This window comes from Pseudonocardia sp. (assembly GCF_029263155.1).
Taxonomy (GTDB): domain Bacteria; phylum Actinomycetota; class Actinomycetes; order Mycobacteriales; family Pseudonocardiaceae; genus Pseudonocardia.
Genome location: NZ_JAJCYB010000077.1, coordinates 39,308 through 55,455, shown reverse-complemented (window position 1 = coordinate 55,455; position 16,148 = coordinate 39,308). Strand labels below are relative to the sequence as shown.

Genomic DNA, 16,148 nt, shown 5'->3' with positions numbered 1-16,148 from the left:
GGCCGCACCGCCGTCGCGCGGGCCGTCGTTCATGCGTCGAAGATGCGCTTCCAGCCCTCGCGGCCCGTCAGCTCCGGGACCGCCGCGCGGTAGCGCTCCCGCAGCTGCGGCCAGGCCCGCCCGATCTCGCGCAGCTGCGTCACCGAGGTCCGCATCATCGACCGGAACAGCGCGGGGTCGCGGCGGCGGAACGTGACGCCGCGGCCGTCCGGTGTGGAGACGGTGGCCGAGTCCAGGCGGGAGAGCACGAACCACTGCGCCTGCTTCGACGGCACGTTGCGCTGCGGCACGACCTGGTGGGCGGGGTCCACCGCGCGCAGGTTGTGCAGCACGCTGCGCGCCAGCCCCTTCACGATCGCCAGCTTCCTCGTCGGCGGCTCCGGGAACACCTGCGCGGCCAGCGCGTCCAGGTCGGAGTGCGGCACCTGCGTGGCCGAGTCGAGCGGGCGACCGTCGTCGAACTCGGCCCTGATGGCCCGGATCTCCCCCAGCGCAGAAGGCAGCTTCGGGAACAGCTGCTCGGGCCCGGCCAAGAAGTCGCGCAGCGCCATCTCCTGCAGCGCCATCGCCGAGTACTCCATCAGCATCAGGTGCCGCAGCGAGCGCTTCACCGTGTCCACGAGCAGCGCGCGCGGGTTGTCCGGCCCGTGCAGCGCCGCCGCGACGAACCGGTTGCGGTAGTGGAAGTAGGCCTGCCAGTCGCTGGTGTCGTCCTTCTCCAGGAACGACATGTGCCAGATCGCGATGCCGGGCACGGTGGCCGTGCGGTAGCCGCGCGAGCGGGCGCGCAGGCCGTACTCGGCGTCGTCCCACTTGATGAACAGCGGCAGCGGCAGGCCCAGGTCCTCCGCGACGGCGCGTGGGATCAGGCACATCCACCACGCGTTGTAGTCGACGTCGGTGCGCCGGTGCAGCCACGGCGTCTGCCGCAGCGTCTTCTCGGCGAGGTCGTGGTGCGGCTCGGTGCCGGGGGCGTTGCGCCACAGGAAGGCGTTGCGGTCGACGACCTCGCCCATCGTGGACAGCTGGGAACGTGCCTGCAGCGACAGCATCTGCCCGCCGACCAGCATCGGCTCGCGGCTGTAGCGGGAGAACGCGACGGCGCGCAGCACCGAGTCGGGCTCGAGCAGGATGTCGTCGTCCATGTAGAGGATCTGCTCGCAGTCGGTGGACCCGAGCGCCTCGTACATGATCCGCGCGTAGCCGCCGGAGCCGCCCAGGTTGGGCTGGTCGATGATCCGCAGCTTGTCGCCGAGCAGCGCGGCGACCTCGGCGAACCCCGGCTCGTCGCGCACCTTCTTCGTGCCCTGGTCGGGGATGATCACCGTGACGACCGTGTCGAGCACCAGCGGGTCCTCGGCGATCGCGTTGAGCGTGGCCACGCAGTCGGCGGGACGGTTGAACGTGGGCATCCCGATCGTCACGGCTGCGCGCGTCGCCGACTCCTGCGCGGCGAACCAGCCCCCGGAGTGCAGCGTCAGCTCGCCGGAGTCGGTGGTGAGGTCGAACCAGTACCAGCCACCGTCCTCGAAGGGCCGCAGGTCCAGCGCCATGTCGAGGTCCAGCCGGCCGTCCACGACCTCGCCACCCACGAAGATCTGCGAGCCGTCGGCCTTGGTGCGGTAGACGTCGACGCGCCCTGAGCCCGACAGCGCGAGCCTCAGGTGCACCTCGGTGAGCGCCGACCAGTGCCGCCAGTAGCCCGCGGCGAACGCGTTGAAGTAAGCCCCGAAGGACACCTCGCTCTGCTCGGGGACCAGCGCCGAGGTCCGGGAGACCACCCGCAGCCGCCGCGCGGTGGCGGCCGTACCGATCAGGTTGACCTCGCGCAGCGGTGAGCCCGGCAGGGGCGGCGGCGTCGTCAGCCGCACCCCGGTCCGCTCGTCCAGGTACAGCGAGCGCACGCTCATCGGGTCGCCGGAGCGGGGCAGGATCACCCGCTGCAGCAGGCCGCCGGTGCCGCCGCCCGTCGTCGGGGCGGCTGCGGGGGCGGGTGCGGCGGTCGTCGTCACAACGCTGTCCTCGGGATGGTCGTCAGGGGGTACCGGTCCGGTTGTCGAGGGTAGCGGCGTGATGGCGGCTACCCCGGTCGGGCTCGGGTGGCGCGGCGGGGCGTCCGGCACCCGCGCACCTTCTGGCGGCCCGCGCACGTCCCGACGTGCGCACATGACTGAAGAGTGCGCAAGCGCCCCGGGACGATCGAGGGCCGGCGGGTCCGGTCAGTCCTCGCCGGTCTCGGTGCCGGACAGCGCCCGCCCGTCGGTGAAGTACGGGGCGATGCGGTTGTCGAACATGGTCAGCGCCGAGCCGATGGCCATGTGCATGTCGAGGTACTTGTAGGTGCCCAGGCGGCCGCCGAAGAGCACGTTGTAGTTGGCGGTCTCCTTGCGGGCGAGCTCGCGGTAGCGGGCGAGCTTGGCGCGGTCCTCGGGGGTGTTCACCGGGTAGTACGGCTCGTCGCCCGGTTCGGCGAAGCGGGAGTACTCGCGCACGATCACCGTCTTGTCCGAGGGGTAGTCGCGCTCGGGGTGGAAGTGCCGGAACTCCAGGATCCGGGTGTAGGGCACCTCGGCGTCGTTGTAGTTGACGACGGTCGTGCCCTGGAAGTCGCCCGTGTCCGTGAGCACCTCCTGCTCGAAGTCGAGCGTGCGCCAGGACAGCGGACCCTCGCTGTTGCCGAAGTACGCGTCCAGCGGGCCGGTGTAGACGGTCGGTGTGCCGGCCGGGATCTCGTCGCGGACCGCGAAGTAGTCGGTGTCGAGCCGGACGTCGATGTTGGGGTGATCGGCCATCCGCTCCAGCCACGCGGTGTAGCCGTCGACCGGCAGGCCCTCGTAGGTGTCGTTGAAGTACCGGTTGTCGAACGTGTAGCGCACCGGCAGCCGCGTGATGATCGACGCGTCGAGCTTGCGGGGGTCGGTCTGCCACTGCTTGGCGTTGTAGCCCCGGATGAACGCCTCGTAGAGGGGGCGACCGATCAGCGAGATCGCCTTCTCCTCGAGGTTCGTCGCGTCCTTCGTCTCGATCTCGCTCGACTGCTCGGCGATGAGCGCCCGTGCCTCGTCGGGGGTGTGCGAGCGGCCGAAGAACTGGTTGATCAGCGCCAGGTTCATCGGGAACGCGTAGACCTGGTCGCCCACCTTCGCGAACACCCGGTGCTGGTAGCCGGTGAAGGCGGTGAATCGGTTGCAGTACTCCCACACGCGGGTGTTGGAGGTGTGGAACAGGTGCGCACCGTAGCGGTGGACCTCGATCCCGGTCTCCGGCTCGCGCTCGGAGTAGGCGTTGCCGCCGATGTGCGATCGGCGTTCCAGCACCAGCACCCGCTTGTCCAGCTCGGCGGCGGCGCGTTCGGCGACGGTCAGGCCGAAGAACCCGGAGCCGACGACGACGAGGTCGTATCCCGCATACGTCACGAGCACCGAGGGTAGCGGCCGGTACGGGCACGCCGACGGGGGCCGGGGCCCAGGACCCTTCGCCTACTGGTCCACCCGTTCTGTCAGAGTCCTTCACACGTCGCCGACGTCGGATCCGAGGTCGCCGTTCCACGTGCTCGACACCCCCGTCTCGGGCCGATCGCGGCAGTCGATCAGACCCGGTCGAACGCGAGGCGGATAAAGGTGTAGTCGAGCCCGGTCCGCTTCCAGTGCACCGGACGCTCCGAGTGATCGAACGTCAGCTCACCGCGGATCTTCAGGCCGTGGGTACCGGCGATCTCGACCAGCTCGCGGATGCCGGCGGGCGAGAAGATCCGGACCGGCTGCCCGTAAGCCCGATGTCCCGACACGTCGGGCGGATCCTGGTCGTAGTCGGTCGAGATCACCAGGAGGCCACCCGGACGAAGGATCCGCGCGCTCTCGGCGAGGAAGGGACCCACCGGTACGCCGTGCTCGATCACGCTCATGCAGGTCACGGCATCGAATCGGCCATGGGGGAAGCCGGTGGACGTGATGTCCCCGTACTGGAACCGGACCCCGTCGCGACGGACCTCGGCGCCGAACTCAAGGTTGTTGCCCACCAGGTCCGTGAGCCCGTAGAGCCGCAGCCACGGCAGGACCGACGAGTAGCGGGCGCTTCCTGCGTCGAGCACGGACCCGTCGCGCCCGACGACGTCGAGCACGGTGGCGACCGCCCCCAGCGCATCCCAGTTCTTGGGTCGATCCCAGTGCAGCGGGAGTCGCAGGCGCCGGCACTCCGCAGCCGCGGCTCGCCACTGAGCCGCGGTGCGCAGAACATCCGTCGGAGGCATCGGCGCGGGCGCCGGGCGGTCCCGCCCCGGCAGTGCGCGCTGCACACGCACCCGCGCCCACAGCGCGTGCTCGACGACGCGCTTGGCCGCTGCGAGACCGACCCCGCCCGGTGGATTCGCCTCAGCCACGTCCGCCCTCTCCCTCACGATGGGGAACCGACCTTACGGTCCCCGCGGGTTCGTCCGACCCACCACCCGGCTGCGAGCGCGGCGTCGACGAACATCAGGGCGAAGCGGGAGACCAGGACCACCGCGATCGCCTGAGGCACGGCCAGCACCCCGGCCAGTCCCGCGGCGAGCGCGAACTCCCGAACGCCGGCACCGGCCGGGGACGGCAGGAAGAGCACACCCGCGCAGAACGCCAGGGCGAACGCCCCGATCGCCAGCGCCACCACCCGCGGTCCCGCGGCGCCGACCGCGGCGACGAGTACGTAGCAGTGCAGCCCGAGCAGGATCCAGCTCAATGTCTGCCAGAGCGCAGCGCGGCAGGTACCCGACCAGCTCGGACGGACGGTGAGGGGCGTTCTCCGCAGGGCCCTGAGCAGGAGGTTGACGCCGCCGACGGTGACCGCCGGGTGCAGCGCGGCGGCCAGGACCGGCAGCGCGAGCAGGATCCACCAGAAGGAGCGCAACGCCTCGGCGGGACCGACCAGCAGCGTGGCGGCCGCCACCGCGGCCCCGACCGTGAGCGACAGCACGATCGCCAGGATGCTCACGGCGAAGGACACCGCGCGTGGGACCTTCAGCTCACGGCCGAGCTCGATCTGCGCGAGGAACGGCCACACCGAGCCCGGCACGTACTTGCCCAGCTGGCTGGTGAAGTAGACGCGTCCCGCGTCGCTGACCGAGAGCTTCGAGCCGAGATCGGCCAGCAGCGTCCGCCAGGCCAGCATCGCCGCAGCTACCCCGCCGATCGCGGGTGGCAGTGACCCGGCCAGCGCGAGCCACCCGATGCTCCCGAGCGCCACCGAGATCTCGTCCCAGCTGTCGACCACCAGCCAGGTGGCTGCCACGAGGACGGCCACACCGAACCCGATCTTGGTCCAGAACAGGAGGCCACGTCGTGGACGCGCTGGCCCCTCGTCGTTCGGCTCGTCGGCTGGGGGAATCACGCGTCCGCAGCGTCCACGGTTGCGACCAGGGCAGCGCAGTAGCGGTCCCAGGCCGGGCCCGAGTCGACGGATCCGACGCCCGCTCGCAGGCGCGCCGGCTCCCCCTCGCGGTAGAAGCGTTCGATCGCGGCACGCAGGGAGTCGACGTCGTCGGGCTCGCACAGCACGCCGTCGACCCCGTCGGTCACGTCGTGCTCGATCGTTCCGACCCTCGTCGCGATGACAGGGACACCGTGCTCGAATGCCAGGAACGCGTTGAGCGACGCCGTCGCCGAACGGTACGGCAGCACCAGCGCATCGACGTCGGCGAACAGTTCGGGCACGGCCGAGCTGTCGACGTAGCCGGACCGGAGTTCCACCCGATCGCCGAGACCCAGTCCCGCGATCAGCCGGTCCGTCTCCGCGGTTCCGCCCCAGAACTCGCCGGCGACCCGGAGTCCGATGCCGTCCGGGCCCGCGGCGAGCGCGCGCAGCAGCACATCGAGGCCCTTGTAGGGCCGGACCATCCCGAAGAACAGCAGCCGGGACCGGATCGGACCGCCGGCGCCCCGTCGGCCGCCGGCCGCCACGACCAGCGGCGACATGTGTTCGACAGTCACCGGTCGTGCGGTGAGCGCGGCAGCCTGCTCACCCTGCGAGACCGAGTGCACGACGACCCCGTCGACCCGGGAGAGCACGGCGCGCACGAGAGCGACGTCGAGGGCCGACTTCTCGTGGGGGAGCACGTTGTGGCACTGGGCGACGACCCGGGTGTCCCGACGTCTGCCCAGTCCGGCGAGGATTCCCAGGTACGCCGGGACCTGGACGGAGTTGACCATCACGAGAACGACGAGATCGACGCCCCGCAGGCGCCGCCCGCATCGGAACCACGAGTCCGGACGTCGCCAGGACAGCCGTCGGTGTGTCGGCGCGAAGAGCGGTAGCTCCGGTTCCGTGACCGTCAGCTGACCCGGGTACAGCGCGGCCGGGTACTGGTGCGACCAGGACTCGATGCAGGCCTCGTGACCGGCGGCGCCCAGCCGGCGGGCGAGCTCGGTGGTGTACTGCGCCACCCCGCCCTTGTACGGGTGGGCGGGGCCGATCACGGCGATCCTCATGCGCGGCCCCCATCCGTTCGTCCGCGGCGGGCACTCTACCCGCGGGCCTCAGCGGTCGCCGTGGGGCAGGTGCTGGCTATCCTCGCGACGTGCGGCGTCGAGCCCGCCGACTTCTCGATCATGGGACCAGATGGCTGAGACACCGACGACGACCGCGGCGGCCGTGACGCCGGAACCGGTACCGGGGGCCGCAACCAGGCGCCGGAGGACCGCGGATCCCCTGACGGTCGTCGCGGTCGCGGCGCTGGCCCTGTTCACGGTGCTCGGCATCGGTGGGCCGCTGTTCGGCCACGGGGTCTTTGCCGGTACCGACGAGCTCGTCACCAACGCCCCGTACGAGGGCGCCGGCTTCGCCACGTCCCCGGTCCGCAACGACTTCCTCGACGACACCTGGGGCTCCGGGATCCCGAGCACGTTGCTGTTCGCCGATGCCGTGGGCGAAGGCGAGTTCCCCAGCTGGAACCCCTACGTCTCGGCCGGCTCACCTCTGGGAGCCACTCCGACCAACGCGCTGCTGCACCCCATCACGGTCCCGTTCCTACTCCTCCCCGGGTGGCTCGCACCCGCCTTCGTGAAGCTGCTGGAGATCGTCGTCGCGGTCTTGGGCTGCCACTTGTTCCTCCGGCGCCTCGGACTCGGACGGACTGCGGCGGTCACCGGCGGCTTGGTGTTCGTGACCAGCGCGTTCATGGTCGTCTGGACGAACTGGCCGCAGACACGGGTGGCGGCCGTCGTGCCGTTCCTGTTCTGGGCGGTCGAACGCCTGTCCACGCGCCGCCGCCCTGCGGACGTCGCGCTGGTCGCCCTGCCGGTGGCTGCGATGCTGGCAGGCGGCTTCCCGGCGGTGACCGGCTACGCGCTGCTCGCCGCCGGCATCTGGTTCGTCGTCCGGGTCGTCGCAGAGCATTCGGGCGCGCCGGTACGGGCGATGTGGACACTGGCGGCGGGCGCGGCAGGAGTCATCGGCGGGGCCGCGCTCGCAGCCGGGCAGTTGGTGCCGTTCGCGTTGTTCATGCGGTCGGCGTACGTCGAGGGCCGCGCCCAGACCCCCGAGGATCATCTCGCGCCAGAGAGCCTGATCACCGGCATCGCACCGTGGGCGCTGGGCGGGGTCGCGCCGGACGGGTCACCACGGTGGTTCCTGGAACAGAACTTCGTCGAGTCACTGTCGTATGTCGGGGCGGCTGCACTGGTGCTCGCGATCGTCGCCGTGGCGTCACCCCGGCCGGCCCGCGACATCCTGCCGCGCGGCGCCTGGGGGGTACTCGTCGCTCTCACCGGTTTCGGGATCCTGGTGGTCTGGAGCGGCGGCATCCCGCTCGCGGTGCTCCAGCAGCTGCCTGTGCTCTTCTCCGACAACTTCGTCGGCCGGGCCAGGAGCGTGCTGGGTCTCCTGGTCGCGGTTCTGGCGGCGGTCGGTCTGGAGGTGCTCCTGCGCGGTTACCGTGCTCGGGACGAGGCCCGTGCCCGGTCGTGGCCCACCCTGTTCGGCCTACTCGTCTGGATAGGAGCTGCGGCGGTCGGATTCCTCGTGTGGCGTCGAGCCCGGTGGGCCGCCGACGCAGCCGACGACCGAGCTGCCGACGGCGTGGACCGGCTGGCTCAGCTCGACACCCAGGTGGCGCTCGGCCTGGCCTTCGTCCTCGCGGCGGTGCTCTGTGTGGCCGCCTTGCGTTGGGTGCCGACGGCAGCTCCGCGTCGTGCCCTGGTCTCGACGACGGCCGTCGTCCTGCTCTCGACGCTGATCGTGGTGCAGGCCCTCACCCTGGTCCGGCCCTACTGGCCTCGCGTCGATCGGGACACCTTCTACCCCCAGACCACCACGCATGAGTTCCTGACAGCCTCACTGGGCAGCGAACGGTTCGCGGGCACCTGGGGGGCGATGGTCATGGGCGCCGACGCCGCACAGCGGATCCGGGCCGTGACCGGGCACTCGTTCGTGGACGCGAACCTCGGTGAGCTGGTACGCACGGTCCCGGGCACCGAGAACCTCTACCCCACGTACATCAACTTCTCGGCCGCGGTGGAGTCCGCCACCGCCCCGGCCCTCGACCGTCTCGGCACCCGCTACTTCGTCACCGCACCGGAAGCACCGGTCTTCGGTTCGCTGCGTGAAGGCTCGACGGACGGGTCGACGACGATCTTGCGGCCGTCCGAGCCCGTACGGATCGACCTGCCCGGCGCCGGTCCGCTGCGCGGCGTGGGAGTGGTTCCGCTGGGACCGGTCGCCGACGACGCCACGGTGGAGATCTCTGTGCGTGATGCCGCGGGCCGGGTGGTGGCCGACAACGACCGCGGTCTCGAGGGTGCCGGGGACGGGACGCCGTTCGTCGTCCCGGTCGCGGGCGAGGCCGTGGCGCCCGACGAGGACCTCGTCGCGACGGTGGTGCTGCGGTCCGACGAAGCCCTCCCGGTACAGGGCTCCTCCGGGGCGCCGACCGTGACGACCGTCGCCGCCGCCGATGACGGTCTGCGGCTCGTGTTCGCCGACTCCGGTGTCGTGTACGAGCGGCTCACGGCTCTCCCGCGGATCCGCTGGGCACCGCGCAGCGTCGTCGAGCCGGACGAGGACCGCCGGCTCGACATGCTCGGCACCGGTGCGGTCGCCTCGGACGTCGTCGTGCTGAGCACCCCGTCGGCGCCGTCGTCGGGAACCGCCGCCGAGTTCGACGTCGTCGAGGACGGTCTCGACGCCATCGAGGTACGGGTCGACGCGGACGGTGCCGGTCACCTGGTGGTCGCCGACGCCCTGCAGACCGGCTGGGTAGCAACGGTCGACGGAGTCTCCGCACCACTGGTTGCCGCCGACCATGCCGGCGTCGCGGTGCACGTTCCCCCAGGGCAGCACATGGTCCGGCTGATGTACCAGGCGCCCGGAGGGGGCATCGGAACGGGGATCAGCATGGCCGCAGTCGTCGTGCTGGCCGGCCTTCTGGGTTCCCGCCGTCACACGGAGCGGGCGAAGCCGTCAGTCGCCGCGCGACCGCACGATCAGGTCGGCCAGTAGCGCGACAGCGGCGATGATCAGACCGGTCACGAACAACAAGGTGGCGTTGGTCGTGATCGCGAGCGAGAACCGGAAGAGGTCGGTGGTTCCCTTGACGATGCCCGCGAGAAGCAGGATCAACGCCAGCGGCATCAGCACTTTGAGCGGATTGAAATACATGACCATCCGCAGCACCTGCAGGATGTAGCGGTAGGCGTCACGCACGAAGTGGAACTTCGAGGTGCCGGCCCGCTTGCCGTAGTCGATCTCCAGGTAGTCGATGGGGTGCTGGTTGGACAGGAACGACAGGGTCAGCGTGGTCACGCAGGAGAACCCGGGCGGCAGCAGCCGCAGGTAGGGCAGGGACACCTCGCGGCGGAACGCCCGCAGCCCGGAGTTGAGGTCAGGGATCTTCGTGCCCGCCAGGAATTCCGCGGTCCGCCGGATCGCCCACTTGGCCGGCACGCGCAGGATCTTGTGGGTGCCCTGCTCGGTGGTCCGCGCCCCGACCACCTGGTCGACGTCGAGGTGCTCGTGGAGATACTCGACGAACTCCGGGATGCGCTCGTTCGGGTAGGTCATGTCGGCGTCGGTCCACACCACGATCCGCCCGGCGGCCTCGGCGGTGCCGATGCGGCGCGCGGTGCCCGACCCGCCGTTGCGCCGGAACGGCATCAGGCGCATGTGCGGGAAGCGCGGCAGGGCCTCCTCCAACACCGCCAGCGTGCCGTCGGTGGACTTGTCGTCGATGACAAGCAACTCGTAGGACAGGTAGCTGTTGTCGAGGGCCTTCGTGATCCGCTCAACCTCGTCGAGCACATGGTCCTGCTCGTTGTAGCAGGGCAGCACGACCGTGACGTCCACCCGCTCCTGATCGGCCCGGTCGGCGACCAACCGACCAGAGGGATCTGACACAAGGGACGAGTGCCGTTGCGGGACCGGGCTCGTGGGGGTCATCGAGACCTTCCGGGGCGTTGGGGGACGGCGTCTTCAGACACTTCGACGACGCCGAGCGTATCGCCCGAGCCACCATCGGCATGCGGGGTACCACCGCCAGGAACGGGCGACCGCAGTGGCGACGCCGATCCAGATGCCCGGGACCGCCGGACACCGTGTCGAGGTGAGCGCGACGGTGTGAACGCCTGGGGGCACGTACCGACGCACTCGCCGTGCCGCGCTTGCGGCCCGGGATCTACCCTCGGCCCATGCTGCAGGTCGCGATGCGGTTCGTGGATCGGGCGCCGTGCCCGACCGCGACGTCGCGGACCGCCCGATGATCGACTGGCCGGCCTGGGCCGCAGCCACTCCGGTGCTCCTGGTCGCCGTGGCCTGGGTGACCGTGCCCGGGCTGGCCGCCACCTACGCGCTCGGCCTGCGCGGCATCGGTGCGTGGGGACTCGCCCCGGTCGTCTCGATCGGTTCCGTCGCGGGCGGCGCGGTCGTGGCGGGGCAGCTGGGTCTGCCGTGGTCGCCCGCGGTGGCCGTCGGGCCCGCGGTGGTGCTCGCCCTGCTGGCGGTGGGCGCCCGCCTGCTCCCCGCCGCACGGCGACGGCGGGGCGGTCCCGCCGGCGGGGCGTCCCGACCGGGCGCCGACGGCGCCCGGCACGCCCTCGCGGCGACCGCAGGCATGGCGGTCGCCGCGACGATCGGGACCCTCACCGTCGCGTCCGCGATCGGCACGCCGTCGCGGCTGTCGCAGACCTACGACGCGGTGTTCCACTACAACGCGGTCATGGAGATCCTGAGCGACGGAACGGCGTCGTCGCTCCAGCTCGGCAGGTTGACCACGCCGACGGCCGACATCGCGTTCTACCCGGCCGCGTGGCACGACCTGGTCTCGCTGGTCGTCCTCACCACGGGGGCGTCGGTCCCGGTCGCGGCCACCGCCGCCGTCACCGCACTGGCCTGCGTCGTCTGGCCGCTGAGCTGCCTGGTGCTCGTGTGGGTGATCTGCGGACCGGTGCCCGCCGCGGTGGCGCTCGCCCCGGTCGTCGCGGTCGGGTTCGTCTCGTTCCCCTGGTCGCTGATGGGGTTCGGCGTGCTGTGGCCGAACCTGACCGGGCTGTGCCTGACGCCCGCGGTGCTGGCCGTCGTCGTCGCGCTCTGCCGACTCGGCCCGCCCGTCGATCTGGGGCGCGGCACCGCAGCGGTGCTGCTGCCCGTCGGGGCGGGGACGCTCGGCCTGGCCCACCCGAACGCGCTGTTCTCGCTGGCGTTGCTCGCGGTGTTCCCGGTGGCCTGGGCGCTCGGGCGGGCCGCACGGCGACGGCTGCGCGGCGGGGAGCGGATCGTCCCGGCCGGGCTGGTGCTCGGCCTCGCCGCCGGGATCGCGGCCGCGGTGTGGTTCGTGCTGACCAGCCCGGTCTTCGACGACGTCCGCGAGTTCGACTGGGCCGCCTACCAGGACCCCGGGCGCGCGGTGGGGGAAGTGGCACTCGGGGCGACCAACAACCGCCCCGCCGCCTGGGCGCTGGCCGTCGTGGTGTTGCTGGGCCTCGGGGCGGCCTGCCTGCGGCCGGCGTTCCGCTGGCTCGTGCCCGCGCACCTGCTTTCCGGGGCGCTGTTCGTGCTGGCCTCGGCGCAGGAGACGGAGTTCGCCGCAGCCGTCACCGCCCTCTGGTACAACGACTCCTACCGCCTCGCCGCGGTGCTCCCGGTCACCGCGGCGCCGCTCGCGGTCCTGGGACTGCTCGCCGTGGGCCTGCTGGTGTCCCGAGCCTGGCCGGTCCGCGCCCGGCCGCCGTCCGCCGCGGCGGGGGCGCTGGTCGCCGGGCTGCTCGTGCTGGTGGCCTCCGGCGGGATGTACTCCGCGCGCAACGCGGAGTTCGTGCGGAGCTCCTACCCCGGGCCGCAGGCCGAGTCGGACCTGCTGGACCCGGACGAGGCGGAGTTCTACGAACGCATCGGCGGCCTGATCGAGCCCGGTGCGGTCGTCGCCCAGAACCCGTGGAGCGGCAGCGCGCTGCTGTGGCCGCTCACCGGACACGAGGTGCTGTTCCCGCACCTCACCGGTGACTGGTCAGCGGACCAGGTGCTGTTGGCCCGCAGGCTGCGCGACGTGCAGGACGATTGGCGGGTGTGCGCGGCAGCGGACCGCCTCGGCGTGCGCTACCTCCTGGCCGGCACAGCGGACTTCTGGCTCGGCGACTCCCGTGCGCGTCGCTATCCCGGGCTGGAGGCGCCCGCACCGGACAGCGGCTTCCGGCTGGTCGCCGCCGCCCCCGACGCCGACGAGAGCGCCCTCTACGAACTCACCGCCTGTGACGGCGCGCCGGGGAACCGCCCGGGTTGAGCCGGGCACCGCCCCGGCCGGGACGGTGCCGGCCGACCACTAGAGTGGGCGTCGGCCGAGATCACCAGCGGCCGGAGCCACACCCGACCGCGTCCGGCACGGAGGACAGATGCCGGATCCCGGCACCGCGACCACCCCGATCCTGATCATGCTGATCGTGGTGGCGGTGCCCGGTCTGCTGTTCGCGCTGGCGGCCGGCCTGCGCGGCTGGCTGCTCGCCGCGACCGGTCCCCTGTGCACCTTCGGCCTGATCGGCATCGGGGCCTCGGTACTGCCGGTGCTCGGGGTCCGGTGGAGCCCCGTGACCCTGGCTCTCGGCACGGTCGTCGTGGCCGGTCTCGTGGCGGTCGCCCGCTTCACCCTCGGCCGCCTGCGGTCGCGGCCCGCGGGTGGACCGCCCGCCGCCCGTGCGCCCTGGCGCCGGGTCGACCACGCCGCGGTGGCCGCCGCGGTGGTGGTGAGCACCGCCGTCGGCTTCGGCGTGATGTCCACGGGCACCGCCGGGTTCACCGCGATCCCGCAGTTCTGGGACACCGCGTTCCACGCCAACGCCATTCGCTACATCAGCGACACGGGCGCGTCCGCACCGTCCGCGCTGGGCGCGCTGAGCGGCGCCGAGGGCGAGTTCTACTACCCGAACGCGTTCCACGTGGTCGCGGCCACCCTGGTGATGATCACCGACGTGCCGGTGACGGTCGCGCTGGAGCTGCTCACCGCGTTCGCCCCGGGCCTGTTCGCCCTCGGCACGGCCGCGCTGGTGCGCACGGTGTCGGGACGGCCGTCGATCGCGGTCGCGAGTGCGCTGCTGACCTGCGCGTTCTCCGCCTTCCCCTACGACCTGGCGGGGGTCCTGCTCCCCTATGTCGTCGCGCTGGCCCTGTTGCCGGCGTTTCTCGCGCTCTGGGCCGACGTGCTGGCTCCCGACCGGCCCCGGCGGGTGACGCGGGCGGTGTGCCTGGCCATCGCGACCGTCGGGCTGATCGCCCTGCATCCGAGCGCGGTCGTCGCGGCCGCCGTACTCGGGGCCGCATACCTGGTGCAGCAGTGGTGGACCCGCGGACCGTCCACCCACGACGCGGTCGTCATCGGGGTCGGTGCCGTCGCGACGGTGCTGTTGGGCGCGCCGCTGGTGATCGCCTCGGCCGGGGCCGCAGGCGGCGGCTCGTTCGACTGGCCGGTGGCGATGTCCTCCGCCGAGGCCGTCGGCACGCTGCTGACGTTCGCGCACTCGCACGAGCACCCGCAGTGGTGGCTCGCGGGCGCCGTCGTCCTCGGCCTGGCCGGGGTGCGTCGGCATCCCGAGCTGCGCTGGCTGGCGGCGAGCGCCCTGCTGTTCGGTGCCGTGTTCGTGATGGCCGCCGCCTACGAGGGCGCGCTCGTCGAGGTGCTGTCGCGACCGTGGTGGAACGACCGGTTCCGCCTCGTCGCGCTGTGGGTGGTGGCGCTGGTGCCCCTGGCCGGCAGCGGCCTGGTCGTCGTCCGCGACGTCGCACTCGACGCGCTGCGCAGGCTGCGGGTCCCGGACGCCGTGCCGGCCGCACGGGGACGGCTGCTCCCGGCCGCCCTGCTGGCCGTGCTGCTGTTCGGTGTCGTCGAAGCCAGCGACGGCCTCTACTTCGGCCGCAACAGCCAGCGGATCTCCGAGGGGTTCACCGACGGCCCCGCGGTGAGCTACGCGGAGGAGCGGGCCTTCACCCGCCTCGCCACGATCGTCCCGCCGGGTTCGCTCGTCATGAACGACCCCTACGACGGGTCCCCGCTGATGTACGCGTTGAGGGGTGTGCGCCCGGTGTTCCCCCAGCCCCTGCACCAGCAACTCGACCTGGCGGGACTCACCCCCGACCGGGCCCTGCTCTACACCTCCTTCCGCGACATCGACACCGATCCCGTGGTGCGCGAGGTGGTGCGGCGGATGAACATCACGCACGCGATCGTGTCCGCCGGTCTGGTCTACAGCGCGCCCGGCAACGCCCCGGGGATGGTCGGCCTCGACGCGGTCGACTCCCTGCGGATCGTGTACAGCTCGCCGACGACGATCGTGTACGAGGTGCAGATCGACGACCAGCTCGCCGCAGGCTGAACCGGCGCGCTCAGCGCTGACCGAAGGCGTGCCGGGCCAGCGTGCGCATCCCGTCGGTCCGGCCGTGGCGGACGGCCACCGGGAGCCGGATCAGCGCGTTGATCCGCGACGACAGGTGCCGGCGGGCGGCGCGGGCGGCGCGCGGCCAGCCGTGCGCGGCCAGCCGGTCGGCGGTGCCGGCGAAGAAGTCGCGCTCCTCGGCGAAGCGGCGCCCGTCGGCGGCCTGGGCCGAGGAGACCGAGCCGCCGTGGCGGCGGTAGCGGAAGCAGGTCGACGGCTCGACCAGCAGCGACTCACCCGCCAGCACCAGGTCCATGACGAGCGCGAGGTCCTGCACCACCGAGAGACCGTCCCGGAACCCGGTGCGCCGCAACGGCCCGGACCGCCAGCAGATCGACGGGAAGTACAGCCAGTTGCCGCGCATCAGCCCGGTGGCCAGCTCCTCCCCACGCAGCACGGTCGCTGCGGCGATGCGCGGCGCGTACACCCAGCGCTTGGACAGGTCCACCAGCGTGCGCGCCGGCCGGCCGTCGCCGTCGACGACCTCCACGCCCGGCTGCACCATCGCCACGTCCGGGTGGGCCGCGTGCGCGGCCCGCACCGTGGCGACGTAGCCGGGCAGCATCAGGTCGTCCATCCCGATGAGCACCGCCAGCTCGTGCTCGACGAGGTCGACGCAGCGCTGGAAGTTGCGGTTGATGCCCAGGTTGCGCTCGTTGCGCAGGTACCGCACCCGCGGCTCGTCGAGGCCGTCGAGCCACGCCGCGAGGCCCTGGTCGGGCCGCTCGCCGGAGTCGTCGACGACGGTGAGCCGCCAGTGCGGGTCGTCCTGGGCGAGCACGCTGCGCACCGTGTCCTGCACGAGGTCCAGCCGCCCGTAGTGGGGCAGCATGACGTCGACGATCACCCTCGCAGGCTCGGTCACGTGCGGTCGGCGGTCGGGACCGGGGTGCCCTCACCGGTGGAGACGACCGGCGGGGTCGTGACGCCGCGCTCGGCGTTGACCACCTCGGCCTCGCGGATCGCGACGGTGCGGGCCAGCTCGGTGTAGCGGCGGTCGACGATCCGGAAGCGCTGGTAGAAGCTGAACATGCCGGCCATGAACGCGACGACCAGCGCGTAGAGCACCAGGTCGGTGCCGCGGCCGACACCGAGGACCCGCGCGATGGTCGTCAGGTCGTCGGGGCGCATCACGGCGTAGATGTTGGCCAGCGCGAACAGCACGAGCGCGATGCGCTTGCTCGCCTGCACGTACACGGCCCCGCTGCTGCGCACGAACAGGAACAGCAGCCCGAGCACGGCCAGGACCAGCAGGATCTGGATCAGCACGGC

Annotated in this window: 11 protein-coding genes; 3 read left to right on the top strand and 8 right to left on the bottom strand. The window is 72.1% G+C overall.

Features of this window, described 5'->3' with window-relative positions:
* Window positions 1–29 precede the first annotated feature (29 nt).
* The 5 genes from Q1K26_RS16865 to Q1K26_RS16845 form a co-directional block, all read right to left on the bottom strand.
* Window positions 30–2,012 (bottom strand): glycosyltransferase, encoded by a 1,983-nt coding sequence (locus Q1K26_RS16865; RefSeq protein WP_300013433.1) that lies wholly within the window; start codon window positions 2,010–2,012, stop codon window positions 30–32.
* Between the two features lie 207 nt (window positions 2,013–2,219).
* On the bottom strand, window positions 2,220–3,416 hold the full coding sequence (glf, locus tag Q1K26_RS16860) for a UDP-galactopyranose mutase (RefSeq protein ID WP_300013430.1): 1,197 nt from the start codon (window positions 3,414–3,416) through the stop codon (window positions 2,220–2,222).
* A gap of 173 nt (window positions 3,417–3,589) precedes the next feature.
* A complete protein-coding gene (locus tag Q1K26_RS16855; protein WP_300013427.1) occupies window positions 3,590–4,378 on the bottom strand; it encodes a class I SAM-dependent methyltransferase in 789 nt (262 codons plus the stop codon).
* A gap of 14 nt (window positions 4,379–4,392) precedes the next feature.
* The gene (locus Q1K26_RS16850) at window positions 4,393–5,361 is read right to left on the bottom strand and encodes a lysylphosphatidylglycerol synthase domain-containing protein (protein ID WP_300013424.1); all 969 of its coding nucleotides are present in this window, start codon (window positions 5,359–5,361) and stop codon (window positions 4,393–4,395) included.
* Window positions 5,358–6,458 carry a glycosyltransferase gene (locus tag Q1K26_RS16845; RefSeq protein WP_300013422.1) on the bottom strand — a complete coding sequence of 367 codons (1,101 nt, stop codon included), beginning with the start codon at window positions 6,456–6,458 and terminating at the stop codon, window positions 5,358–5,360. The genes Q1K26_RS16850 and Q1K26_RS16845 overlap by 4 nt, the downstream gene beginning before the upstream one ends.
* 130 nt (window positions 6,459–6,588) lie before the next feature.
* Between Q1K26_RS16845 and Q1K26_RS16840 the strand changes: the two genes are divergently transcribed.
* Window positions 6,589–9,465 carry a hypothetical protein gene (locus tag Q1K26_RS16840; protein WP_300013419.1) on the top strand — a complete coding sequence of 959 codons (2,877 nt, stop codon included), beginning with the start codon at window positions 6,589–6,591 and terminating at the stop codon, window positions 9,463–9,465.
* Here Q1K26_RS16840 and Q1K26_RS16835 read toward each other — a convergent pair.
* Entirely contained in the window at window positions 9,427–10,308 is an 882-nt protein-coding gene (locus tag Q1K26_RS16835) for a glycosyltransferase family 2 protein (protein ID WP_300013416.1), read from the bottom strand. The two genes, Q1K26_RS16840 and Q1K26_RS16835, sit on opposite strands and share 39 nt — an antisense overlap.
* A gap of 409 nt (window positions 10,309–10,717) precedes the next feature.
* On the opposite strand from Q1K26_RS16835, the gene Q1K26_RS16830 reads away from it, so the two are divergent.
* Together Q1K26_RS16830 and Q1K26_RS16825 are read left to right on the top strand one after the other, a co-directional pair.
* Entirely contained in the window at window positions 10,718–12,736 is a 2,019-nt protein-coding gene (locus tag Q1K26_RS16830) for a DUF6541 family protein (protein WP_300013413.1), read from the top strand.
* A gap of 109 nt (window positions 12,737–12,845) precedes the next feature.
* Entirely contained in the window at window positions 12,846–14,816 is a 1,971-nt protein-coding gene (locus Q1K26_RS16825; RefSeq protein WP_300013410.1) for a DUF6541 family protein, read from the top strand.
* 10 nt (window positions 14,817–14,826) lie between these two features.
* On the opposite strand, the gene Q1K26_RS16820 is transcribed toward Q1K26_RS16825, so the two are convergent.
* Window positions 14,827–15,723, bottom strand: a complete 897-nt coding sequence (locus Q1K26_RS16820; protein ID WP_300013407.1) for a glycosyltransferase — start codon at window positions 15,721–15,723, stop codon at window positions 14,827–14,829.
* 14 nt (window positions 15,724–15,737) lie between these two features.
* Window positions 15,738–16,145, bottom strand: coding sequence for a DUF2304 domain-containing protein (locus Q1K26_RS16815; RefSeq protein ID WP_300013404.1), 408 nt, complete (start codon window positions 16,143–16,145; stop codon window positions 15,738–15,740).
* Window positions 16,146–16,148: the final 3 nt, after the last annotated feature.